Source organism: Chitinophaga sp. 22308, from assembly GCF_052045305.1.
In the GTDB taxonomy this organism is placed as follows: domain Bacteria; phylum Bacteroidota; class Bacteroidia; order Chitinophagales; family Chitinophagaceae; genus Chitinophaga; species Chitinophaga varians_A.
In genome coordinates, this window is record NZ_JBQEOP010000005.1 from 368,041 (window position 1) to 392,075 (window position 24,035).

The following is a 24,035-nucleotide window of genomic DNA, read 5'->3' on the forward strand; positions in this document are numbered from 1 at the left end:
TTCAGAATTTAAAGGTTCATTACAGGCATACGGCGCCCTGCTGCGCTCCCGGGGCGCAGGAATGGCTGGTATGACAATCTTCTTCGCTTCGTTATTGTGTGACGATTAGTTTTCTTCCCTCCAGACGATAATGTACGTTAGATATTTCCAGTATTCTCAATACGCTGCGCAGGTCCAGTTCCCGCTCCATCTTACCGCCGAAGCGAATATCCGGGACGCCATTCTCATAGATGACAGTGATGTCGTACCACCGTTCCAGTTGGTTCATCACCTGCTGAATACCGGCGTTATCGAACTGGAACATACCTTCTTTCCAGGCTGTCACCTGGCTGGTGTCAGCAGCCTGCACTTTGATACCGACGCCGGCCATAGTGGCCTGCTGGCCCGGCTTCAGCAACATTTGCCGTTGTGCCGCCAGCACCTGAACCCGGCCATGTAACAATGTAGTGGTAACGACCGGCTCATTAGTATAGGCGTTGACGTTAAATCCGGTCCCTAATACCCTGATCTCGCTCTCCTGTATGGTCTTTACCCGGAAAGGCCTTGTAGCAGCCTGTTTCACTTCAAAATAGGCTTCGCCGTTCAGTTCCACCACCCGTTCCGCAGCATGGAAGCTGACAGGGTAACGCAATGAACTCGCGGCATTAAGCCATACTTCAGTGCCATCGGGCAGGATGAGGTGGAAGAGTTTTCCGCGGGGAGTAGACAGCGTATTGTAAGCCTGACCCGCATCTTTATTATTACTGTAAGCCAATGTATGTTGCCCCAGATGGATCACGGCGCCGGCTGCATTACGGATGCTGCCCTGATGCAGGCTGTCCAGTATTACCTGGCTGCCGTCGTCCAGTGTGAGAACGGCGCTTTGCGCGGCAGGACGTATGTCCTGCAGGGCCAGTACCGGAACAGTGTCAGGCGTATGCGCAACAGGGAGGCGAAGCAGGTACCACGCAGCGCCTGCCAGCAACAGCAGCGATGCGGCGGCAGCCCACCAGCGCATACGTACCGTACGGCGGACAGTGCGAGGCTTTGTACCGGCCTGCAGGATGATGGCCAGTACCTCCTGCGCGCGATGCGCAGGCATGGCCTTCTCGTCGCCGGAAGCGGCGATCACCTCGTCCAGCAACTGCATCAGCGTTTCGTCGTGCTGCGACCGGGCAATCAGCTGCATCAGCTCCTGCTGCTCGGCTTCTGTGCTGGTTTTCTCCAGCGATTTGCGGAATAAAAATTCAAATCGGGACATCCTGCGGACCGGTTTTGTGCCGGGTATATCAAAAGAAATCCCTAAAAAAGAAAAATGGGTCAGTGGAAAACAGAAAAAATCTGCTTCATAACAATTCCTTAATAATAAGCAAGGTGGCGTAGGTGCCCAGATGATAACTACAGTAGGTACGGATAAAGTGCATCGCCTCTGCCAGATGGCGTTTCACGGTCTCGGGCGAAAGGTTCAGCGCTCTGGCCGCCTCTTCCCGCTTCATGCCGTGCTCTTTGATCAGCTGGTAAACTTTCTGTTGCTGCGGCGACAAACGGGACACAGCATCATGTAATATCTGACGGTATTCTTTTTCCAGCAACGGCTCGCTGGACGAAGCCACTGGCGGCAACAACCACTCTTCCTGGTCGGAAATAGCGTGGCTCGTAGCCTGCTGCGCCAGCTGTTTCAGCGTCTTGAACACACGGTTACGGGTAATCGTAAACAGCCAGGCGGTAAAGTATTCCAGCTCTGGCAATTGTTCCCGTTTTAACCATACCTTCAGAAATACGTCCAGCACTATCTCCTCCGCCACCGCTTCGGAGCCGGTGATCTTCCAGGCAATAGTGTATACTTTATTACGGTACCGATGAAAAAGCGTCTCGAATGCTTTTTCATCTCCGTTGGCAATCGCCCGGAACAGGTTGTTCTCAGTATGTAGCTCGTGGGCGGTCATCCAGATAGATTTTGGTCACAAATATAATATGGAGGTGCTTTTATCACTTTCTCCTAATGCCCGCTGCGACTGGATTTCATAATTAAATAACATTTAAGCCCAATTACAAATTACGAATTGAGGTTTTCCTTAATTCAATATCACCAACGGAACGCTTAAAATATAAAACAAGATTTTTAAAAACTTTAAAATACACAACCAGATAAACAAAAGCAACCAGGCAACCTTAAAAATCATTTGGGGCATGTACGAACAAACTATCTGTTCATACATGCCCCAAATTCGTAATTCGTAATTCGTAATTCGTAATTATTACCAGCCTTTGTTCTGCGGCAGTAATTTAGGGTTCAATGTCAGTTCCTGCGTGGGAATAGGATACAGGTACATTTTATCGTTCCACACCCTGGCGGTGATATCAGGATATACCCGGATATAACCGTTGGCGTCCAGCACGATATCTTTTACCTGGCCCTGGTTGGGATACTGCGCTTTTACCTCGGGGCGCAGTTTCATGCCCAGAATAGATTCAGGGTTCTCGATAAGCTTGCCGGCATTCCAGCGCAACAGGTCGTCAAAACGGAAACCTTCGGCGCCCAGCTCTACTCTCCTCTCCCGGCGTATTTCATCCAGCAGCACAGGCAATGCAGGGAAATCGGATTTCGGGTCTTTTATCAGCGCAGCGATCTGCATGGCGGGCATGCCTACCCTTGCACGCAGTTTGCTGATCGTCTGATCGATCACGGCCTGGTCACATTCGTTCAGTTCTGCTTTGGCTTCTGCGTATACCAGCAGCACTTCTGCATAACGGAAAATAAACAGGTCCAGCGTGGATTGGTTGGCGTTCCACTGCTCCAGGCTGGAAGAACGGCCTTTCACGCGCTGGTAGCCGGTGCTTGTAACGCTGGTGCCTATACGCGGCAGGGTGATAATATCCTTGTTGCCGCTGGCATCTACCTGAAATACAAAACCCGGGGTGGCAATCAGCTGCCCGAAACGGGGATCTCGGTTGGTGATCTCCGCCTGGATGGAATCATCTCCCTTATACAAAGGGCTGAGCACAGTGGGCAGGCCATCAGTACACAGGAAAGAGCGCACAAAACTTTTGCTGAAACCCGTATTACCTTCTCCCAGCTGGCGGGTAAGATTGTGCATGAACACATCCTTGATAAAACGTTTGGGCATGATCGCTTCCTTGTTGCCCAGCAGTTCTTCCTGTATAAACAGGTTATAATAATCGGTGGCGGGATGCCCGGTGGTATACAGATCGTACAAACCACTGGTCATCACCAGCTGCGCAGCATTAGCAGCTTCACGCATCATCGGCTGATCATCACCGAGGCTGTGATATTTGCGGTAGCTACCTTCCCACAGGCAGATACGCGCTTTCAACGCGGCGGCGGCAAATTTATGCAGGCGGCCCTTTTCCGCACTGCCTGGTACAGGCAGATTGGCTACGGAAAAGTTCAGGTCTGCCAGCACAGAGTCCATTACCTGTTTGTGCGGTGTACGCGGCAGGTCCAGCTCCGGAGAGTTTTCGTTCAGGTCTTTGGAAAACCAGGGCACATCACCATAACGTTTTACTTTCTGCCAGAAATACAATGCACGGAAGAAACGGGCTTCGGCGGCATATTTGTTTTTCACATCGTCACCTACGGCGGCACGCTGATAACGCGCCAGGAAGTAGTTGGCGCTTCGCTCGTTTTTCCAGCTCCACTCACCTTTGTCATCGTCTTTTACGATGGGCACTATGTACTGGCCCGACAAAAACGCGTCTTTGCTGCGCGGCACCATGTCATCGGAGTTATTGTCCGAGTTGTTGTCCATCACCGGCAATGTGCTGTAAAAACCGTTGCAGTACAATTTCAGGTCAGACTCGTTCTTAAAGAAAGTCGGATCACTGAAAGCATCGTCGGGATTCAGGTCGAGGAAAGAATCACGTTTACAGCCGGCCAATGCCATGACTGATAACGTTAACGCATATATGATATTTATTTTTTTCATCATCATCATGTTTTGGATTGGTTATAAGCCCAGTTGCAAACCGAAAGAGATGGCCCTGTTGAGCGGATAGTCTTTCGCGTCAAATATTTCCGGATCGTACGCTTTGTGCAGTTTGGTCACTTCAAACAGGTTCTGCGCAGACACGTACACACGCAGTTTCTGCATCCGCATGGCCCGCATGGCGGAAGCCGGCAACGTGTAGCCAACCGACAGGTTTTTCATACGGGCATAAGCAGCGTTCTGCAGGTATTTCGTTTGTGCCTGGAAGTTACCGCCACCACCGAAGCGCTGGCGTGGGTAGTAAGCGTCAGGATGATCGGGGGTCCAGTAATCCAGCTGATATACCATAGGTACGTCCCATTCGCTCTTGAAGCCCCAGAAGGTGTTGCCGTCCAGCATCACGTCGCGTTTGCCTACGCCCTGAATGAGCATATTAAAATCGAAGTTTTTATACTGTACAGAGAGATTCACGCCAAACTGGTAACGGGGTGTTTTATTGCCAATCACTTTGCGGTCACCCGGATCAACAGCGGTGTTCTGGCCACTGGTGATTTTTTTGTCGCCATTCAGGTCTTTGAATTTGATATCGCCGGCCAGCCATTTGCCGTTCCAGAGGTTGGACTGGTCGGCACCGGCAGCTTCCGCGTCTGACTGGAAAAACCCGTCTGTCACATATCCCCATATCTCGTCCAGCTTCTGGCCCACATAGTAGCTGCCCAGTGTTTTGGTAGGATTGAGGTCATAGCGGGTGATGGTAGCGGAATAATCAGACAGTGCCAGGTTTACTTCATAGGAAAGGTCGTCGTTGATCTTATCTCTCCAGTTAACACCCAGTTCCCAGCCTTTGGTGCGCATTTCGCCGGTATTTACTTTAGGAGCGGAAGTACCGAGGATACCGGGCAGCGGATAACCATTCAGCAGCATGTCTTTGGTATCGCGGATATACCAGTCGAAAGTGGCGCTGAGACGGTTTTTCAGCAGGGTCACGTCCAGGCCGAAGTTGCGCGTGCTTACTTTTTCCCAGGTAAAATTCTGGCTTACCAGACCGGGCACGCCTACGTATACACCTTTCTGGTCATCGAAAATATAATCCACTTTACCACTTGGCATGGTAGGAATATAGGGATAGATGTCAGTGTTGGCGTTTTGGTCGGGGTTCAGCGCCTGGTTGCCCAACGTACCGTAGGAAGCGCGCAGTTTCAGATCGTTGACAACGTCCAGCAGCGGTTTAAAGAAGCCTTCTTCAGATACGCGCCAGCCGGCAGATACGGACGGCAGGAACACATAGCGGTTGCTGGCCGGGAAACGGGAAGTACCGTCATAACGACCGTTCACTTCCAGGAGGTACTTGTTGGCATAATCATAATTCAACCGGAAGAAAGAGCCGGCCAGCGCCCAGCTGTACTGGCGGCCATCAGCCAGTGGACTGTTGTCGTTGTTGAGATTGATGGCCGGCATGGTTTGGTCGATCAGGTTTTTCACTTTCACGTTAAACCCTTTCACCTGCTTCTTCTCCTGGTTGTAGCCCACCATGGCTTTCAGGAAATGCTGGCCAAACTGACGGGAGTATTCCGCATAGGCATTCAACGCCGTATAGTAGTCGTTGTTATTGCTTTCTTTTACGCTGCTGGGTTTACTCCAGGGGAAAGTGCCCAGCAGTATGCCGTTGGCGCCGTACTCCTGGTACTCTTTATAATGTTGCTGGTTGTTGAGGCCATAACTGTTCCACGTATAGTCGCCCACGATACGCAGGTTTTTGAGTGGTTTCAGTACAAATCCGCCGGTGAGCCACAGGTCATTGGCCGTTTCTTTGGTGCGGCCGTTGAGAGTGGCGAGGGCTACGATGTTGGTAAAGGAGCCCTGTCCGGAGAAGTGGCCGTCGGGGTGGTAAACAGGCATAATGGGGCGCAGGTCGCCGGAGATCCAGCCGGATGAAAGGCCGCCGTGACTGGCAGGAGTGGGTTTGTTGCTCTCTGTTCGGTTGAGCATCATTTTCATATTCAGCTCCAGCCAGGACGTTGCTTCTGTATTGAGTTTCAGGCTCGCATTGTATCTTTTAAAATCTTCGTCGGCCACTTTCAACAGGCCTTTCTGATCGAAATAGCCGAGGGAGGCCACGTAGCCGGTTTTGCCCTGGCCGCCGGAGATAGACACGTTATGGTCCATCATGGGCGCCCATCCCGGGTAAAGTTCTTTTATCCAGTCGGTATTGCCTACGTAGCGGTATTTGGAGGGATTGGCAGGGTCCACGTATACCGGCAGGTTGTTGGCAGGATCTTTAAAGTATGCAGCAGCACGAACAGAATCTTCTGTGGTAAAGGGTTCGGAGGCAGCGTTGCCGCCGGAGAGCTGACCGGTGCGGTCGGCTTCACGGTGCATGCGGATATAATCCACTGAATTGAGGTATTTCGGCATGCGGGTGGGGCGGGTAATGGTATAGGAAGTGGAATAGTTCAACCGCAGCGGCGCATCTTTACCCGGCTTTTTGGTGGTGATGAGGATAACACCGTATGCGCCTCTTACGCCATAGATGGCAGCGGAAGCCGCATCTTTCAGCACGGTGACGTTAGCCACGTCGGCAGGATTGATGAGGTTAGGGTCCATCTGTACACCATCTACCAGCACCAGCGGGCCACCACCGTTGATAGATGTATTACCGCGTACGTTGAAGGTGGCGCCTTTGCCTGGAGCGCCGTTGTTCAGGTTCACATTGAGGTTGGGCATCATGCCTTGCAGGCCCTGCGCCAGGTTTACCAGCGGGCGGCTTTCAAGTTTTTTGCCGTCCAGTGTGGCTACGGCGCCGGTGAGGTCGCCTTTTTTCTGGGTGCCATAACCTACTACCACGACTTCGTTGAGGCCCTGGGTATCTTCCAGCAAAGTGATGTTAACAGTGGTACGTCCTTCCAGGGTAGCCGTCTGCTGGATGTGGCCGATAAAGGAAAACACCAGGGTCGCATTGTCCGGCGCATTCAGTTCGTATTCACCATTAGCGTTGGTAACAGCGCCGGCATTGGCGCCGGAGACTTTTACCGTCACGCCTGGCAGGGGCTCGCCTTTCGCATTGACCACCTTTCCTTTGATATGTTTGTCGCGGATTTCGTTGCCGGCGCGGGTGACCACCACAACGTTATTGTCCAGCACTTTATAGTGCAGGTTAAGGGGCAACAGCAGGCGGTCCAGCGCTTCAGTCACCGTTACGCCGCTCATATCAACAGATACGGGGGGCACATCTTTCAACTCATCATTATTAAAGAAAAAACGATAATTGGATTTTTTCTCCAGCATGATCAGCATTTTATCCAGGTGCGTGGCCTCTGCCCGGATACTGATCTTTTTCTGGGAATAAACACTGGCCGAAGCCTGCGCTACCAGTAGCAGCAACAACGTGGTGAACTTCATAATCAATAACATCTGCTGGACCCTTGCCCATACGGTGGGAGGCCCCGACTTAGTAAATTTTTTCATACCTTGGATTTGTTGAGTTGATACAATAGGAGTCCCTGAAACCTTCGAACGTAAAAGGTCTCCTCATGCTTGACAACGGGGAATGTGCGCGCATTTCCCGTTTTTTTTAATAAAGATGTTACAGGTGGTTATCAGGTAAAGCCTGACAGTACTTTCATAACTAGCGATTTAGACTTTGATTAATGAATAATGACTTTTCCTGCGGCGACGTTATAATCGAATTGTTTGGTCTGTTTTAACATGCCCAGCAGCTGGTCCAGCGATTCACCCTGTACGTTACCGGTAAAGGAGGTCTGTAACAATGCCTGGTTATGACATTCTATTGTAATGCCATACCATCTTTCCATTCTTTTTATCAGTTGTGAAAAATGCTCATTACGGTATACAAATCTGTTTTCCACCCAGGCAGTTTCCGCTATCAGGCTACCGGTATGTTCCTTTTCAATGCTTTCCAATACGATCAATGGTTTCTGGTCGTCCGCCCGGGCTGCCGGCGCGGGTTTCGCCACAGTATCCGTGATGACGTTGGCCACCAGTAATTTCTGCCGCGGGCTTAGCGTTATATGTTGTTTCCCCGCATCTTTCACGGTCACTTCCACCGCGCCGCTGATGAGGGCTGTTTCCGTATGTGATTCATCTGTGTAGGCCCTTACGTTGAAAGTGGTGCCCAATACTTTTATATCAACCGTATTAGTGTGGATAACAAACGGATAGCTGGCCATTTTGGTCACATCAAAATAACCTTCCCCGGTGAGCTTCACTTCCCGTCCGGATTTGGCGAAATTACTGGGATAAGACAAGGTGCTGCCGGCGTTGAGCATGACCAGCGTGCCATCCGGAAGGGTGATGCGTGTTTTGGAGCCGGGCCGTGTTTGCACAGTGCTCCACACCACTGCGGGGGAAGTGGCCGTACGCAGGTACGTCATCATGGCGGCGCCTAGCAGCAACGCCAGGAAAGCGGCAACGGCTATTGCCCGCCAGCGGCGGCGTGACACCTGCATATTGTTGTCCGTCATCTCCGGCACCGATGGTGTTTCCTTATTTTCAGCAGCGACGATGTCACCCATGATGCGGTCCAGCAGCATTTCCTTCCTTTCGAGTGTAGGCTTGCCCGTACTTTGCAGGGATATTTTGTCCAACAGCTCCTGTTGCCGGGCCACCTCAGGGGTGGCTTCCAGCAGGACTTCCAGCTCCATCTCCTCTGCGGCCGACAAAATGCCTGCCGTCCGTTTGGCTATCAGTTCCCAAAGCCTTTCGTGTTGTTCCATTAAATTGACATGTTACGGTGATGTAACAGATAAGACAGTATTTTGGAGAAATACTATGAAGCGCGGGAGAAATTTTTTTATTTTTTTTATTCCATCCAGCCGAAATGCTGGCGGATATCGATCACCTCACCCAATTTTTTCAGGGCGATGGCCATCTGGGTGTTCACCGTGTTGATGGACACTTCCAGGATTTCCGCCACCTCACGGTATTTAAGGCCATCTTCCTTTACAAGGCGGAAGATGAGTTTACAGCGGGCGGGCAACAGGTTGATGGCGGATTCTATCTTCCGCAGGTTTTCCTTGCTGATCAGCATATCCTCCGGGGAGGCAGCCATCGCATTAACAGCCACCTGGATATGCTCACCTGTCAGCATCTCCGGCATCCTGCCGGCACTGGTGCGGTAGTTGTAAGCAGTATTACGGACAGCGGTGTACAGGTAGGTATTGAGGTTACGCACCGCAGGCAGCGAGGCGCGGTTCTGCCATATCTTCACAAATACATCGGACACGGCTTCTTCTGCTTCTTCACGGGAAGGCAGCAACGATGCGGCAAAAACAATCAGCCGTTCGCTGTACTGCAAAAACAGCTGGCGAAAGGCTAGTTGGTCATTGTCCCTGTATATTTTCTCTAACAGATCCTGCATCTGCAAATAATTGTGAACCGCATTCCCTCAACAAAGATGGTATTGGTAAGGTAGCCCAGTCCGGTTATCCACAATACCTGAAATTTAGCGGATACTGATACTGAATTAACAAGACAATTTTCAGGGAGGCAATCAGCTGTCGGCCGCCCGCAGAAAGCAATCGATGGCATTAAGATGGACGTTATTTCCTGAGCGTAGCAAGCAATATCCATCTTCCCGTTCCTGCATATGGAGTTAAAAACAAAAGGGCCGACCTATTCGGTCAACCCCTGAAAATCGGATATATCTTAGGACAAACTGTTATTTATAAATATAAATTTCAATCTTCCCGTCTTTGGTAACAGCTCCCCTGTACATGCCTTCTGTATTAAAAGGCATGGCCATATTACCGTTTTTGTCCAGCGCAATGAGTCCGCCATCACCACCCATATCGCCCACTTTTTTGATAACGGTTTTACCGGCATCCTGCACAGACAACCCTTTATATTCCATCAGCGCAGAAAGGTCGTAGGCTACCACGTTGCGGATGTAATACTCGCCCCAGCCGGTGCAGGACACAGCCACAGTATTATTATTCGCATAAGTGCCGGCGCCAATAATCGGCGAATCACCCACACGGCCATATTTTTTGTTGGTCATACCACCAGTGGAAGTAGCGGCCGCCAGGTTTCCCTGTTTGTCCAGTGCTACAGCGCCCACCGTGCCGAATTTATTATCCTTGTTGATAATGCCCAGCTTCGCAGGGTTCGTATAGGCGTTGGATTTGGCCGAAGCAAGCGAGTCTTCTTTCAACGCTTTTTGCAGGCCTTTCCAGCGGGACTCAGTACGGAAATAGGAAGGGTCCACAATTTCCAGTCCGGCTTCTTTGGCGAACTTCTCTGCTCCGGGGCCGATCATCATCACATGTTCGGATTTTTCCATCACTGCACGGGCGGCACTGACAGGGTTCCTGATCACCGTCACACCAGCCACAGCGCCCGCTGCCCTGGTTTTGCCGTTCATGATGGCCGCATCCAGTTCGTTACGGCCCTCGTGGGTGAAGACCGCCCCTTTTCCGGCGTTAAAAAGAGAATCGTCTTCCAGTACCCGCACGGTGGCCTCCACCGCATCGAGACTGCTGCCGCCGGATTGTAATACGCCATAACCCTTCTCCAGCGCCCGCTTCAGCGATGCCTTATATGCTTCCTCCATCTCAGGCGACATGTTCTTTTTCAGGATAGTGCCCGCTCCGCCATGGATCACCAGTACATACTGCCCTGCTTTTTTCTGCGCTGACACCATATTTCGGGACATCATCAGGCAACAGGCCAGTAACAAATAGCAAAAACCTTTTTTCATGTAAAGTGTCATTTTATAAAATCATCAAATCTGCCTGGTTTTCAGTACACCATTTTCTACCCACCACCAGTACCAGGTGCCGCCAGCCGGCGCCGTGGTATCACCGGCAGACAACGGGAAACGGCCATTGCCGGTCGCGGAGGCAGGTATTTCATATACTTTAAGGGCCTGCCCGTTACAATTCCACTGTAAAGGCTGTCCTTTCACACAAAGTTCAGGTTTCTTGAGGCTATCCGCCTGGATAAAATAAGCTTTGCTCACCCCAAAAACCGTTGCCATGCCATGCTCGTCAATACAAACGGCCGTCTTCTCGTCCGGTGCAATACCCATCGGAAAAATACCATAATCTGTGATAATACGGCTCATAAAAGTTACATGCCTGCCCTGCCGGCCGCGTTTCACATAGTGCTGGTCGCTGATTACGCCGGACAGATAAGGCGCATGCAGGAAATCATTGTTATACACTTTTACCAGCGTATCGTATGGATTGGCCAGCACGCTGTCGGACACCGCACTACCGCCTTCTCCGCTGTAGTACAGCCCGCTGAGCACAGCGCAACCGGCGCTGGTACCGCCTACCGGCGCCTTTTTCTCTGTCAGCAGATAGTTGATGGCCTCCGCTGTTTTAGTGCCTCTCCAGTTGTTCATATAACGGGACTGGTCGCCACCGGCGATAAACAACATTTCCGCATTCCGGATAGTACGTGCCACCGTATCATTATTCGCCAGTTCCCTGCTAGTGATATTAAGCGTTTCGACGGAATTCACCTTGCCCAGTGAATCGATGTCCACGTTATAACCGGCGTTCGCAGAGGCAGTGAGCACTACCACATCGCCACCGCCGCTGCGGGCTATCATCCAGCGGAAAGCGCCGTCCACATTGCCGCCGCCACCTATCAGCGCCACGCCTCCCGTCACCGGTTTAATCACATCGGCCGTATCACCCACAATACCAATAGAAGCCGGACGGCCGGGAATCGTCTTAGGAGCTTTGTCACCACCGTCACAAGCACTAAAACATATAGCCGTTATCGTTAACAGGCCCATTATCTTTGTTCCGTTCATTTACTGATCGTTTTACATTTTGTGGATACCTCAAATTCGTAATTCGTAATTCGTAATTCGTAATTCGTAATTTAATAAGGTTTATTCTGCTCCATGTTCCTGTTAGCCTTGGTTTCGGCGTCAGGTATAGGGAACACATAACCGCGCTGTCCCGGCTTCAGCAGCACTGCTCCCAGCGCATTCACCGCGTCTTCCGGTTCACGTGTTACTGGTAAGGAACGTCTCCTCAAGTCAAACAAACGATGCCCTTCAAACGCCAGTTCTTTAAATCGTTCTGTATAGATGGCAGTGATCAGCGCATCTTTATCGGCAAACACCTGCGGTGTATAACCGTCAATACGGGCGGCACGCAGACCGTTCAGGTCATTGGCGGCATCGCCGTTCTGGCCCAGCTCCGCCGCGGCCTCTGCACGGACCAGGTACATCTCTCCGGTACGGAACACCTTCAGGTCTGCCAGCCCGGGATTACCACTACTGCCAGTGTATTTATTGACCAGGTAAGCGGATTTGCCGGCACCACGGCTGTCATCAAACTGTATATAAGCCGGATAACGCACATCATTGTCTTTGTCAAACAATTTGATCAGTTCAAAGGAGGGAACGTATAAGGCTACACGCTTTTTGAAATAAACACCGCCGATCAGGTCATCGTCGGTACCGGGCATCTGCTTCAGTTTCCAAATAACCTCAGATTCGTCGGTATCTTTCCAGATGGCGGCGAACTTGTTACGTGCCGCCAGCGGCATGGCCTGGATAGCTTCTGTGGCATAGGTGACGGCATCGTTCCATTTCTTTTCGTACAGGGCTACCCGTGCCTGAATCGCTGACACTGCTGCCAGGGTGATATGGGTATTATCGTCAAAGGAGGCAGGGATCAGTTTCTTCGCGGTTTTAAGATCATCTTCAATACGTGCCATTACTTCCGCAAAAGTATTACGGGCGGGTGAGCTGACTTTGGAAACGTCCATATAAGGCACTCCCAGCGCATTGGGCGTATAGTCCTGTGCGTAGCTCTGCAACAGCTGGAAGTGGCAGTACGCCCGTAATGCCAGCAGCTCGCCCTGATATTGGTCGCGCTTTGCTACTTCATCGCCTTTGGCAGGCACCTGTGGCAATGCGGCCAGCACACGGTTGGCACGGTCTATCGTAACATAGTATTCATTGAAAGAAGCGGTAATGGTGCCGTTGCCCGGGTCTATCTGCCAGCGGTAGGAAGCTACGCCGCCACCGGTACCGTTTTCGCTGGGCAACGTACACTCGTCCGTAACCAGCGATACGTTGTAAATGGTATTGTAAGTAAGCCGTGAGTAAGCGCCCAGCAGGCCGCCATTAAGGTCGGCGACGTTACGGAAAGTCCTTCCCGGATCAATAATATTGTCTGTAGGCGACAGGTCCAGTTGTTTGTTGCACGAAAGCAGACATACCGGCAGCATCAGTGCCAGGTATTTAACAGTATGTTGAATATAACGGATCATGAACAGCAGGATTTAAAAGTTAACATTCAGGCCGAAGGTGTAAGTCCGCGCAGCGGGATAGTCGAAACGCCCTTCGCCATTGTTGTTTTCCGGGTCAAAGCTTTTCCATTTGGTCCAGGTGATGAGGTTCTGCGCCTGCGCAAACACCTGCACGCCCTGTATAAATTTCAACTGCGACAACAGCGCCTTCGGGAAGTTGTACCCGATGCTTACATTACGCAAACGGAGATAAGAGGCGTTCTGGATATCGCGGGAAGAGTAACCGCGCCTGGCGCCGAAACGGGGCAGGATGGCGTTGTCGCCAGGTTTCTTCCACCGGTCGTACAACATGCGTATAGATTGGTTGCTGCTGCCGAAGGCCGGGTTCTCGGTATAATAATCTTCGTTGAGATAACGCATGGTCTTATCTGCAAAAGTGAACAACGCGTTCAGGTAAATACCTTTATAGGTAATGCCGGTGTTGAAGCCGCCGGCGAAAGGCGGAATATAAGTACCAAATTCCGCTACGCTCAACGCGGTTTCGTTATAATCGCTGGTGGTTTTGCCGGAACGGTCATAATACAGCGGATCGCCGGTCTGCGGGTCTACGCCGGCCCATTTAGGCGCGTAGTGCGAACCATAAGGCAGGCCCACCCGCACAATTTTTGAATCGCCCTGTGTGAATTCGCTGGCGCCGCCCAGATCGGTGATCACGTTTTTATTGTAAGCGAAGTTAAAGCCCACGTTCCAGGTGAAATCTTTCCGGCGGATGATGTCTGCCTGCACGTCCATCTCGATGCCGCGGTTGCGCATGGCGCCGGAGTTGAGGAACATGCTGCTGAAGCCGGAAGTGATGGACAACGGCTGTTCGATGAACAGGTTGTTGGTGATTTTATTGTACACGTCTGTCACCACGCGGATACGGTTGTTCCAGATACCCAGGTCAAAGCCGACATTCAGCTCTTTGGCATATTCCCAGTCGTAGCCCGGGTTACCAGGTTGTGATGGCACAATGGCCGGACGGCCGGCATACTGGTCGGTGCCGTAAGTGCGGAAATAAGCGAAGGGCCCGAGCGTGGAGAACGGATTAGCGGAAGTGCCATAGCTGGCGCGGAAACGCAGGTTGTCCACAAAACTCACGTCTTTGAGGAAATTCTCTTTCTTCACTTCCCAACCGATGCCCACGGAATAGAAACCATGCCACCTGTTGGAAGGCGGCACGGTAGAAGCGCCATCATAGCGGAAGGAGGCGTTAAGTGTATATTTTTCATCAAAAGTATAACGGCCCACAGCGATGTAGGAAGCCAGTGCGCTGCGGGTACGGCTGCCGCCTACTACCGGCGCAAAAGGCGAACCTGGCGTAATGGCAGCAGGCGTGGCCGGCAGGCGGCCATCCAGATCAAAGCCGGTATAGTTGAATGCACGGTAATTGTTCTTCGTGAATTCAAAATAACCGGACACTTCAAAGTCATGGCGATCAGCGATATTTTTGGAATAGGTCAGGCCGGAAGTAGTGACCAGTGTGAAGTTACGGGTAGTGCCTTCTCCAAAGCTGCCTTTTCCACCGTTATCTACTTTATAACCGGAATAAGAATCCGGGTTCACATAACGCTCAGTGGTGGTTTCCCTGAAATCCAGTCCCAGTCTTGTCTTAGCCACAAGCCCTTTGGCGATGGTGAAGTTCAGCGAGGTACCAATGATGCTTTTCAGCTGGTTGTCTTTGTTGCTGGTGTTGAGCAGCGCCTCCAGGGCGTTGCTGCCTTCCCGCAGGTCATACACGGGATACACGTCGTCGTTCCAGTTGGTGACCAGCGTGCCGTCTGGCAGGTAGGGATATTCGTAAGGCAGTGCGTAATAAACGGCTGCCAGCGGATTTGAGCCGCTGCTGGATGCTTCCCGCTCAATAAAGGAAGATTCGGAATAGGCCAGTCCTACGTTCACGTTACCGGTCAACCGGCCGGCGTTGAAGTCCACATTGTTCTTCAGGCTATAGCGTTTCAGGCCGGAGCGCAGCGCGATGCCCTGTTGATCGAAATAGTTGAGCGAGCTATAAAAGCGGATATTGTCATTACCGCCGCTGGCACTGAGTTGATGCTCCTGGAACTTGCCTGTGCGCAGGAATATCTTGCGCCAGTCGGTATTGGTATTACGCAGACTGTCGAGTATATGATCGGCCTGTCTTTTTTCTTCCGGGGTTTTGGTGGCGTAGTCAGGGTTCCTGGGGGAGAACTCCCAGCCCGGGCCGATATTGGAACCGGTTTCCAGTCCTATCTCTTCTTCAAATTGCAGGTGCTCTGCGGAGTTCATCATTTTGAACTTCGGCGTGGTCATATTGGAGAAACCGTACTGTGATTTATAGGAGAAAGACAGTTTGCCTGCCTGCCCTTTTTTGGTGGTGATCACGATAACGCCGTTGGAGCCGCGGGAACCGTACAATGCTTTGGCCGAAGCGTCTTTCAGTACAGTTACGGAAGCAATGTCTTCGGGATTGATGCCCTGGAACTGTCCGGCTTCAATAGGGATGCCGTCCATCACGTACAGCACGGAAGAGCTGCCGTTGATGGTACCTACGCCGCGGACAGTCACTGTGGCGGCGGTCCCCGGTTGACCGGAGCCTGCGGATATCACCATACCGGGCACACGGCCCTGTAATATCTGTTCGAAGCTGGCCATGGGCACCTGGGTGATTTTATCGCTGCCTACGATACCGGCGGAAGCGGTGGACTTATCACGGGCATAGTTCGTATATCCGGTAACTGTTACCGCGTTCAGTGTCTTTACATCTTCTTCGAGGGTGATATTGATTTCGTGGCGGCCGTTGATGTCTACCTGGCGGGTGGTATATCCTACCAGGGAGAATTGCAGGGTACGGACCTGATCGGGGGCGGTGAGGGTGTAACTGCCGTCGGCAGCGGTGAGCGCGCCGGCATTGGAGCCAACGGCCCTGACGGTAACGCCGGGCAGCGGCAGGTTATCGATGCCACGCACCTTTCCGCGGATTGTCATATCCACAGCGGGTTTATTATTGGCATCTGCGGCATACAGCACCACGAGGCCGTCTTCCCGCTGGGACCAGGCCAGGTTGGTACCGGCCAGCGCCTGTGTCAGCACGGCATCGAGCGAGGCGCCCTTAGCGGTAACAGACACTTTGCTGTTTTCGGGGAGTGTTTTATCATGGAAAACAAACCGGTAAGAGGTCTGATGCTCCAGTGTTTTCAGGAACTGCCGGATACTGGTTTCCCTCACCTGCAGGGTGATCGTTTCCTGGGCCAGGCATACCGCCTGCACCTGCAGACAGGTCAAAAAAAGAAAGATTGTCAATTTCATAGTGAGCAGCAGTTTGCCGGCGGGAACAGCCTTCCCTTTCCATTTCAGGAATACAAGTTTTACCATACCTTTGATGTTGGTTTAGTTAATGATCGTTCAGGACATTATCTGGCCTATTTCAGGGGGAGTGGTGCGAACACTTCCCCTTCTTTATTTTGGTTGTTACTGGTTGATATTTTTATTTGCTGATGATGATCGTATCGTTTACCATTTTAAAGTTGAAGGGATAGGACAGCTGCAGGGCGTCCAGTGCTTTCAGTACAGTTTCACTCTCAAACGTACCGGAGTAGCGGTATTGTTTTACGGCATCATCTGCAAAGGCGATGCGGATGCCGTACCATTTCTCCAGTTTGCCGGCGATATCTGCCAGCGGTTCATTCTCTATCTCCAGCCGGTTGCGCACCCAGGCTATTTCCCGGGCTTTATGGTTGACAGGGTCGGCGTCCAGTGGTACCACCTTCAGCACCGGCGCAGCAGTTGTTTTCCCTGTCGCGGTGCCTGCTATGGTCAGTTTCTGATTCGGCTGCAGTACTATTTTCTGTGCAGGTCCCTGCGCACAGGTGATCTCTACGCTTCCTCTGAAAAGGGACGCCTCCATCAGGGGATGGCCCGTATAGGCGCTCACGTTAAACACGGTGCCCAGTACTTTAATATCGAAGGCGCTGGTATGTACCATAAAAGGCCGGTGCACGTCCTTTACCACATCAAAAAAGGCTTCGCCGGTCAGTGTCAGGTCGCGGTTCACACGATTAAATCCTTCTGCCAGCTCCACCCGGCTGTTTTTCCGTAATACCAGCGCGGAACCGTCGGGCAGTATCACCGATTTACGCGGTTCATCACCGGCGGAAATGACAGTGGCTGCAGCCACTTCAGAGGACACACGCGCAGCACGCTGCTGACGGCTGAAGAAATATCCGGCGGCCAGGATAACGGCCCCGCCTATCACAGCGGCGGCATATCGTATATAACGGTAACGGTTGACCGGCGCCGGCTCTTCAGGCAGTGCCGGCAAGCTCCCTTCCAGCGCGTGTTGCAGCCGCTCGTATTGCGTAAGCCCGTCCCGAAGATGCTTCAGCTGCTCCATACGCCCGCCCTGGCGGGCAGACAACAAGGCTACCAGCTGACGGGCCTCTTCCAATACGGCCGTTTTACCGGGATGCTGCCGCGCCCATTCGGCCCAGAAAGCGATGTCCGCTTCATGCTCCTCCCGGCAATAACGCTGGAAAGATTCATCACAGGCAAAATCTATTGCCTCGTAATCCTGGAAGTTCATGCAGTTGACCCTTTTTAATACAGACGGCAGGATTCGCTGTTTTTCCTAGACAAAAAGCATTTTTTTTCAGGAAAGTTTTTTCCGGAGGGTTTTAATAGCGTCGTAGATAGTGTTGTAGGCCGTTTTCACGGTTTGGGAAGTCTGTGCGGCGATTTCTTCATAACTAAGCCCTTCGAAAAATTTAAGGCGCACCAGCTCTGTCTGCCGCGGGGTGAGAGCTTTCATGGCTTCGTACAGGCGTCGTTTTATTTCATCGTCCTGCTGCACCCGGATGATGATCTCTTCATAGGACAATTCATTTTCGGCTTCTTTGCCGGTCATACGGCTGATGGCGTCGTGCATGCGTGCCTGATAGGCCAGCTGGTCCAGCAGTTGCCGTTTCAGGGCGGTAAACAGATAGGCGGGCACGTTAGTAACAGGTTTCAGCTGCGCCTGTTTGCTCCAGAGCTGTAAAAACAGCTGTGTGATACAGTCTTTTACCAGCTCATCATTGCCACACAGCTTCAGCCCGAAGCGCAGCAAATGGGAATAGGTGCTGTTGTACAGCGCAAACAGGGCCTGTTTGTCGCCGCTCCGCAGTCGCTCCCATTGTAGGCTATGATGATCTTCTTCGGTTGACATGGGCTGGTTTTAAGAATATAATGCCGGCAGGCGGCCAAATTATATTTTTTTATCCGGATTTGCCAGCCGCAGCAGATCAGTCAGGATAAACAGACCCGTCAAATTATCCAGTAGATTATTGAACAAAAAAAACCGGCTCCTGTACAGAGCCGGTTTTTTATAGAAACAGATGAACGGTCATTATCCTAATACATGATGTGCCAGCACTTTCTGCACTTCATACACATTCACGGATTTATTGAATGTTTTCACAATACTGGGCTGTGCCTCACTGCTCACCCAGATTTTCAGCTCCGCGTCCAGGTCAAAGGTACCGGCTGTTTCCACGCTGAAGCGGCTGATGCTTTTGTACGATACACTTTTGTATTCCGTTTTACTGCCGGTAATACCTTGTTTATCCACCAGTATCAACCGTTTGTTCGTGAATATAAAAGTGTCCCTGAACAGTTTAAAGCCCAGTTCGATCACTTCAGTGTCTGTCAGTAATTTACCGTAGTCTTTCACTAGTTCCTGTTGACTAACGGTGCCTGCATTGCCCAGCAGCGCTGAAAAAAATCCCATAGGTAATATTTTCAGGGAAGATATAAAAATAAACGACATCATCCCTGCACTACTGCTTTCAACATCTGTCCGGCAAAATCCTCAAACTTCCGTTGACCGGCTACCACTTTGTTTTTCTCATAATCGGCATACAGCCGGCCTTCCCTGATGCTGACGCCCACCTGGGCAAGCAGCGATGCCATATGCGCGGAGAAACCATTCTGCATGGCGCCCTGCTGCAAAGCTTCATCCGGGAACGGCACCCATTGTACCGGTTGGGATGTCAGCTGCCCGAAGATGGCCGCTATCTCGTTTCCTGTTTTCTCATCGCTGGTCATGTTGCGGAACGACTTACCGGTAAATGTCAGGTCTGAAAGCAGTGCGGTGGCTGCATCCGCAATATCATGAGGGTGTACCAGGCCTAACCGGATATCTCCCGGAAAATTATTCCCGATGATCTGTTGTTGTAAGATCATCTCCAGGTGACCATAAAAATTGGTGTAAAACATACCGGCGCGCAGGTGAACGATATGCGTGTCCGGCAGCTGGTTGAGAATTTGCTCCACCTGGTGGAAAGCGCTGGACAAGCCGTTGCCCGCGGGCACATGTGCCCCGATGCCACTCAGGTTCACGACGTGTTTTATGCCCGCATCAGCCAAAGCCTGGCGATAGTTGGCCGCAATAACAGCCACATCTCCATAATAATCTTCAGATGCGGCCAGTGGTGGAATCATGGTATATACGGCATCTGCCCCTTTGAAGGCAGTCGTTAAAAATGCGGTGTCTTTTACAGAGCCTATGGCTGCTACAGCGCCCATTGCCGCTATCTGCGCAGCTTTATTGGCATCCTGACTGATAATGGTAACCTGATGTCCTTTGTTGATCAGATTAGCAGCTAATTGTTTGCTTACATTTCCTAATGATCCTGTGATTGTAATTTTCATAGTAGTTGTTTTTTTGTTTGATGCAACAAAGGTATATTTGTACATACTTTTTAACTAGTACTTACCCTAAAGTATGTACCATGACAGCAATTAAAGAAAGCTCTACTATTCAGGCCAACAAGCAGCTGGCATACCAGCAATGCCCCGTCACCTATGTGATGGAGAAGATTGGTGGTTATTGGAAACCCATTATTCTGTTTCATTTATTGTCCGGGCCTAAACGTTACGGTGAGCTGAAAAGGGCGGTGCCTGGCATCACGGAGAAGGTGTTGATACAGCAATTAAAACAACTGGAAGCCGATGAGTTGATCAACCGGAAAGCGGAGCCGGTCATCCCGCCGCATGTGACCTACAGCCTCACCAAATCAGGAAAGGGTATGCGGGACGTGCTCTGGGCAATGGCCAACTGGGCGGCCAATGACAGTAAAGAGTCCGGAAAAACTTTCAGAAAAAACATGAAGGACTTTCCGGTCTGAAGATGAACGCCTAACTTTGGCATTCAACTCCCACAACCCAATCCATCTATGCAACACAAGATTGTCCGGAGCCTGTTTTTATTGATAACAGGACTTTGTACTGCCGGCATGGCCCATGCCCAGAAAGTGCAGGAACCTACACGGATAAACCCCGAGTGGAACCAGCCGCAACGACCATTCAGAATAGCAGGCAACCTCTATTACGTAGGCACCTATGACCTGGCCAGTTACCTCATCACCACCTCTGCCGGGAATATCCTGATCAATACCGGCCTGGCTGCCTCGGAGAAAAGCATCCGGGATAATATCGAAGCCTTGGGCTTTCATTTCAAAGACATTAAAATATTGCTGACCATGCAGGCCCACTACGACCATATGGGCGCCATGGCAGCCATACAGGAAAAAACCGGCGCCAAATTTATGGTCGATGCCGGCGACGTTAGCGTGTCGAAATCCGGTGGAAAAACAGACTATGAACTGGGGAAATATGGCGCCACCTACAGGCCGGTAAAAGTGGGCCGTGTGTTATATGATAAAGATACGGTCAGCCTCGGAGACATGAAGCTGGTCATGCTGCATCATCCTGGCCATACCATTGGTTCCTGTAGCTTCATCTTCGATGTAAAAGACGACAACCGCACCTACAAGGTGCTATTGGCCAATATGCCTACCATCATCATCGACGGGAAATTCTCGGCGGTAAAAGGTTATCCGGGCATGGCCAAAGACTACGGCTATACGCTGGACACTATGCCCAAGGTCCGGTTCGATCTCTGGCTGGCGGCACATGCCAGTCAGTTCGACCTGCATAAAAAACATAAAGACGGAGATCCGTATAACCCCGCCGCTTTTGCCGGCAGGGAAGATTACGACAAACAACTGGCGGACCTCAAAGCTGCCTATCAAAAGAAACTGTCAGCGGAATAGGAAATTAGTGGCCCAAAAAGATTGGACGGCTTTTAAGATGATGGCCTGGGTTCGATAGTTAATTGGACTCAGGCCATTTGCTTTAAATTTTTTCAGGCGACAGTTCGACCGGGGATTGTCTTTTATTTGCGGCAGATGAGCTGATAAGCGCCGGGAGTAATGCCTTCCGCGTTTTTGAAAAGGCGTACGAAATAGTTGGTATCATTGAAGCCACATTGTATGCTTACCTGGCTTACTGAATGGCTGTTGTTGGCCAACAGTTGTTTGGCCAGTTTGATTCTCTCTTTGTTAATGTATTCAAGTGGGGTGATACCAAACTGTTCTTTAAACCATTTGAAGAAGATGTTGCGGCTCAAATATGCTTTTTTACAAAGGGTGTCGACCGCTATTTTTTCTGTGAGATGTTCCTGTATATAATGTAATACGAAATGCAGGCGGCTGTTGTTGCTACTGACCGCATATTCATCTGAAACCTTTTGCAGGTGCTGACTTTGCAGAATCCTGACCAGCAGCTCCTTCATGCTCAGGTCCGCATAGATATCCTTTCCCAAATCTGAGCCGTGGCAGATGCGCACCAGTTTATTGATGGTATCAGCTACATCAGCATCGTTATCAAAATGATATTTGCTGAAGTGCAGTCGCCATTCGCTTTTCTCTGCATGATCGCTGTTATAATGTTCATTCAGGTATTGAAGCGTATTGCGGATATAGGCGTTGTCCACGGTAAGGGCTATACACTGCGTGGGGTTGTCAGGTGTAGCTTCCGGAAAATCGATGATCATGGTTTCATTGGCCGGTACAATCACAGATTCGCCGGGTACGTATTCAAACGCCGGCTGCTCTCCCAGGTGCATGATCTTTTTGCCCTGCACCATACTGGTAATAACGAAATCGCCAAAAGATAAGGGTACCTGGTACGCCTGTTGATAACTCTCGAAGATATTCAGTTCACAGTTTTTCAGGTTATAGATACGCCGGTTCTCCACCTGTTGCTGCAGGAATTTCGGATGGGTAAAATCAATATGGTTTAAATACTTTTTCGCCGGCATTACCATCATATTACTATCTACAATTTACTGAAAATATTCTGTGGGCCGTAAAAGACAGGTACGATTGTGCTATAGATAAGTACGAAAGTTTCCGGTCAACCCCGGCAGGTTTAGCATATTAGCTTATTGTTTCACGTAAATCGTTCCGTTATGAAAGATACCACCACTACCGCCGCACCGGCTTCCGATGTGGCTAAAAGACCCGAATTTAAAGCCAGATACGATCATTATATAAACGGGCAATGGGTAAAACCAGCCAGCGGGGAATATTTTGACAATATATCACCCATTGACGGTAAAGCATTTACACAGGCCGCCCGCGGCAATGCCCAGGACATAGAGAAAGCCATAGACGCCGCCCACCAGGCTTTTGCCAGCTGGGGCAAGACAGCGCCCACTTACCGCAGCAATCTGATGATACGGATAGCGCAGGTGATAGAAGATAACCTGGAATACCTGGCCGCCATAGAGACGGTTGATAATGGTAAAGCGATCCGGGAAACACGTGCCGCCGACCTGCCGCTGGTAGTGGACCACTTCCGTTACTTCGCCGGCGTGATCCGCAGTGAAGAAGGCAGTATCAGCGAACATGATGAAACCACCGTCTGTATCAATATACACGAGCCTATCGGCGTAGTAGGCCAGATCATTCCCTGGAACTTCCCCCTGCTGATGGCCGCCTGGAAGATAGCCCCCGCGCTGGCTGCCGGCTGCTGTGTAGTGGTAAAGCCCGCAGAACAGACCCCTACCAGCATCATGTGCCTGATGGAACTGATCGGCGACCTGCTGCCTCCCGGTGTGCTCAATATCGTTACCGGCTTCGGCCCCGAAGCAGGCAAACCACTGGCATCATCGCCACGCGTGCAGAAAGTAGCCTTCACCGGCGAAACCACCACCGGCCGGCTGATCATGCAATATGCCTCCGAAAACCTGATACCGGTCACCATGGAACTGGGCGGCAAAAGCCCGAATATATTCTTCGAATCCGTAGCCGACGCAGACGATGAATTTTTTGACAAAGCCGTGGAAGGCGCCGTAATGTTTGCGCTCAACCAGGGCGAAGTATGTACCTGCCCAAGCCGTATCCTGGTACACGAAAACATCTATGATAAGTTCATGGACAAAGTCATCAGTCGCACCAAGGCCGTTAAAATGGGCAATCCCCTGGATGGCACCGTGATGATGGGCGCACAGGCATCGGAAGACCAATACAATAAAATCCTCAGTTACCTCGAAATCGGTAAACAGGAAGGGGCGCAGGTACTCTGTGGCGGCGAGGCCTTTCATCAGAACAGCGGTTTGGAACACGGTTATTATATCCAGCCCACGCTCTTCAAAGGCCATAATAAGATGCGTGTTTTCCAGGAGGAGATCTTCGGGCCTGTCAGCTGCGTGACTACCTTCCGTACCACCGAAGAAGCCATCGCCATTGCCAACGATACGCTGTATGGCCTCGGCGCCGGCGTATGGACCCGCGATGCCCATGAACTGTACCAGGTGCCCCGTGCCATCCAGGCTGGCCGCGTGTGGGTCAACTGCTACCATGCCTATCCTGCACATGCACCGTTCGGCGGATATAAAAAATCTGGGTTCGGCAGGGAAAACCATAAGATGATGCTCTCCCATTACCGGCAAACGAAAAACATGCTGATCTCTTACAGCAAAAACAAACTGGGATTCTTCTGATAGTGACATGACATCCACCTAAGTAATACAAA

General features: G+C 51.1%; 18 protein-coding genes. 3 read left to right on the forward strand and 15 right to left on the reverse strand.

Features of this window, described 5'->3' with window-relative positions; genetic code table 11:
* Positions 1-91: 91 nt before the first annotated feature.
* From ACTJJS_RS21720 to ACTJJS_RS21785, 14 genes are all read right to left on the reverse strand, one after another.
* Positions 92-1,240, reverse strand: coding sequence for a FecR family protein (locus ACTJJS_RS21720; protein ID WP_440665230.1), 1,149 nt, complete (start codon positions 1,238-1,240; stop codon positions 92-94).
* An 85-nt stretch (positions 1,241-1,325) separates the two neighbouring features.
* Positions 1,326-1,925, reverse strand: coding sequence for an RNA polymerase sigma factor (locus tag ACTJJS_RS21725; protein WP_168871892.1), 600 nt, complete (start codon positions 1,923-1,925; stop codon positions 1,326-1,328).
* 312 nt (positions 1,926-2,237) lie between these two features.
* The gene (locus ACTJJS_RS21730) at positions 2,238-3,935 is read right to left on the reverse strand and encodes a RagB/SusD family nutrient uptake outer membrane protein (RefSeq protein ID WP_440665231.1); all 1,698 of its coding nucleotides are present in this window, start codon (positions 3,933-3,935) and stop codon (positions 2,238-2,240) included.
* Positions 3,936-3,947: 12 nt separating this feature from the next.
* On the reverse strand, positions 3,948-7,391 hold the full coding sequence (locus ACTJJS_RS21735) for a SusC/RagA family TonB-linked outer membrane protein (RefSeq protein ID WP_440665232.1): 3,444 nt from the start codon (positions 7,389-7,391) through the stop codon (positions 3,948-3,950).
* A 179-nt stretch (positions 7,392-7,570) separates the two neighbouring features.
* A complete protein-coding gene (locus tag ACTJJS_RS21740; RefSeq protein WP_440665233.1) occupies positions 7,571-8,659 on the reverse strand; it encodes a FecR family protein in 1,089 nt (362 codons plus the stop codon).
* An 86-nt stretch (positions 8,660-8,745) separates the two neighbouring features.
* A complete protein-coding gene (locus ACTJJS_RS21745) occupies positions 8,746-9,303 on the reverse strand; it encodes an RNA polymerase sigma factor (RefSeq protein WP_440665234.1) in 558 nt (185 codons plus the stop codon).
* 300 nt (positions 9,304-9,603) lie between these two features.
* The gene (locus tag ACTJJS_RS21750; RefSeq protein ID WP_440665235.1) at positions 9,604-10,641 is read right to left on the reverse strand and encodes an isoaspartyl peptidase/L-asparaginase family protein; all 1,038 of its coding nucleotides are present in this window, start codon (positions 10,639-10,641) and stop codon (positions 9,604-9,606) included.
* Positions 10,642-10,665: 24 nt separating this feature from the next.
* Positions 10,666-11,706, reverse strand: coding sequence for a cyanophycinase (locus ACTJJS_RS21755; RefSeq protein WP_440665236.1), 1,041 nt, complete (start codon positions 11,704-11,706; stop codon positions 10,666-10,668).
* Between the two features lie 71 nt (positions 11,707-11,777).
* A complete protein-coding gene (locus tag ACTJJS_RS21760) occupies positions 11,778-13,181 on the reverse strand; it encodes a RagB/SusD family nutrient uptake outer membrane protein (RefSeq protein WP_440665237.1) in 1,404 nt (467 codons plus the stop codon).
* Positions 13,182-13,193: 12 nt separating this feature from the next.
* A complete protein-coding gene (locus ACTJJS_RS21765) occupies positions 13,194-16,553 on the reverse strand; it encodes a TonB-dependent receptor (protein WP_440665238.1) in 3,360 nt (1,119 codons plus the stop codon).
* 112 nt (positions 16,554-16,665) lie between these two features.
* Positions 16,666-17,760 carry a FecR family protein gene (locus tag ACTJJS_RS21770; RefSeq protein ID WP_440665239.1) on the reverse strand — a complete coding sequence of 365 codons (1,095 nt, stop codon included), beginning with the start codon at positions 17,758-17,760 and terminating at the stop codon, positions 16,666-16,668.
* Between the two features lie 66 nt (positions 17,761-17,826).
* The gene (locus tag ACTJJS_RS21775; protein ID WP_168871884.1) at positions 17,827-18,381 is read right to left on the reverse strand and encodes an RNA polymerase sigma factor; all 555 of its coding nucleotides are present in this window, start codon (positions 18,379-18,381) and stop codon (positions 17,827-17,829) included.
* Between the two features lie 180 nt (positions 18,382-18,561).
* Complete coding sequence (locus tag ACTJJS_RS21780) at positions 18,562-18,942, reverse strand: PH domain-containing protein (protein ID WP_440665240.1); 381 nt, start codon at positions 18,940-18,942, stop codon at positions 18,562-18,564.
* A 38-nt stretch (positions 18,943-18,980) separates the two neighbouring features.
* Complete coding sequence (locus ACTJJS_RS21785; RefSeq protein WP_440665241.1) at positions 18,981-19,865, reverse strand: NmrA family NAD(P)-binding protein; 885 nt, start codon at positions 19,863-19,865, stop codon at positions 18,981-18,983.
* Between the two features lie 80 nt (positions 19,866-19,945).
* Here ACTJJS_RS21785 and ACTJJS_RS21790 point away from each other — a divergent pair, with 80 nt between their 5' ends.
* The gene (locus tag ACTJJS_RS21790) at positions 19,946-20,341 is read left to right on the forward strand and encodes a winged helix-turn-helix transcriptional regulator (RefSeq protein ID WP_440665242.1); all 396 of its coding nucleotides are present in this window, start codon (positions 19,946-19,948) and stop codon (positions 20,339-20,341) included.
* 48 nt (positions 20,342-20,389) lie between these two features.
* Positions 20,390-21,268: a subclass B3 metallo-beta-lactamase gene (gene bla / locus ACTJJS_RS21795; protein ID WP_440665243.1), complete on the forward strand. Its 879-nt coding sequence runs from the start codon at positions 20,390-20,392 to the stop codon at positions 21,266-21,268.
* Positions 21,269-21,390: 122 nt separating this feature from the next.
* Here the strand turns inward: bla and ACTJJS_RS21800 are convergent, their stop codons facing one another.
* Entirely contained in the window at positions 21,391-22,326 is a 936-nt protein-coding gene (locus ACTJJS_RS21800) for an AraC family transcriptional regulator (protein WP_440665244.1), read from the reverse strand.
* A gap of 141 nt (positions 22,327-22,467) precedes the next feature.
* Between ACTJJS_RS21800 and ACTJJS_RS21805 the strand changes: the two genes are divergently transcribed.
* Positions 22,468-24,003, forward strand: a complete 1,536-nt coding sequence (locus tag ACTJJS_RS21805) for an aldehyde dehydrogenase family protein (RefSeq protein WP_440665245.1) — start codon at positions 22,468-22,470, stop codon at positions 24,001-24,003.
* The last annotated feature ends 32 nt before the right edge of the window (positions 24,004-24,035 follow it).

Excerpts from the sequence above, each read along its gene's own strand:
- ACTJJS_RS21720 (WP_440665230.1), bottom strand. The coding sequence starts at position 1,240 with ATGTCCCGATTTGAATTTTTATTCCGCAAATCGCTGGAGAAAACCAGC.
- ACTJJS_RS21725 (WP_168871892.1), bottom strand. The coding sequence starts at position 1,925 with ATGACCGCCCACGAGCTACATACTGAGAACAACCTGTTCCGGGCGATT.
- ACTJJS_RS21730 (WP_440665231.1), bottom strand. The coding sequence starts at position 3,935 with ATGATGATGATGAAAAAAATAAATATCATATATGCGTTAACGTTATCA.
- ACTJJS_RS21735 (WP_440665232.1), bottom strand. The coding sequence starts at position 7,391 with ATGAAAAAATTTACTAAGTCGGGGCCTCCCACCGTATGGGCAAGGGTC.
- ACTJJS_RS21740 (WP_440665233.1), bottom strand. The coding sequence starts at position 8,659 with ATGGAACAACACGAAAGGCTTTGGGAACTGATAGCCAAACGGACGGCA.
- ACTJJS_RS21745 (WP_440665234.1), bottom strand. The coding sequence starts at position 9,303 with ATGCAGGATCTGTTAGAGAAAATATACAGGGACAATGACCAACTAGCC.
- ACTJJS_RS21750 (WP_440665235.1), bottom strand. The coding sequence starts at position 10,641 with ATGAAAAAAGGTTTTTGCTATTTGTTACTGGCCTGTTGCCTGATGATG.
- ACTJJS_RS21755 (WP_440665236.1), bottom strand. The coding sequence starts at position 11,706 with ATGAACGGAACAAAGATAATGGGCCTGTTAACGATAACGGCTATATGT.
- ACTJJS_RS21760 (WP_440665237.1), bottom strand. The coding sequence starts at position 13,181 with ATGATCCGTTATATTCAACATACTGTTAAATACCTGGCACTGATGCTG.
- ACTJJS_RS21765 (WP_440665238.1), bottom strand. The coding sequence starts at position 16,553 with ATGGTAAAACTTGTATTCCTGAAATGGAAAGGGAAGGCTGTTCCCGCC.
- ACTJJS_RS21770 (WP_440665239.1), bottom strand. The coding sequence starts at position 17,760 with ATGAACTTCCAGGATTACGAGGCAATAGATTTTGCCTGTGATGAATCT.
- ACTJJS_RS21775 (WP_168871884.1), bottom strand. The coding sequence starts at position 18,381 with ATGTCAACCGAAGAAGATCATCATAGCCTACAATGGGAGCGACTGCGG.
- ACTJJS_RS21780 (WP_440665240.1), bottom strand. The coding sequence starts at position 18,942 with ATGGGATTTTTTTCAGCGCTGCTGGGCAATGCAGGCACCGTTAGTCAA.
- ACTJJS_RS21785 (WP_440665241.1), bottom strand. The coding sequence starts at position 19,865 with ATGAAAATTACAATCACAGGATCATTAGGAAATGTAAGCAAACAATTA.
- ACTJJS_RS21790 (WP_440665242.1), top strand. The coding sequence starts at position 19,946 with ATGACAGCAATTAAAGAAAGCTCTACTATTCAGGCCAACAAGCAGCTG.
- bla (WP_440665243.1), top strand. The coding sequence starts at position 20,390 with ATGCAACACAAGATTGTCCGGAGCCTGTTTTTATTGATAACAGGACTT.
- ACTJJS_RS21800 (WP_440665244.1), bottom strand. The coding sequence starts at position 22,326 with ATGATGGTAATGCCGGCGAAAAAGTATTTAAACCATATTGATTTTACC.
- ACTJJS_RS21805 (WP_440665245.1), top strand. The coding sequence starts at position 22,468 with ATGAAAGATACCACCACTACCGCCGCACCGGCTTCCGATGTGGCTAAA.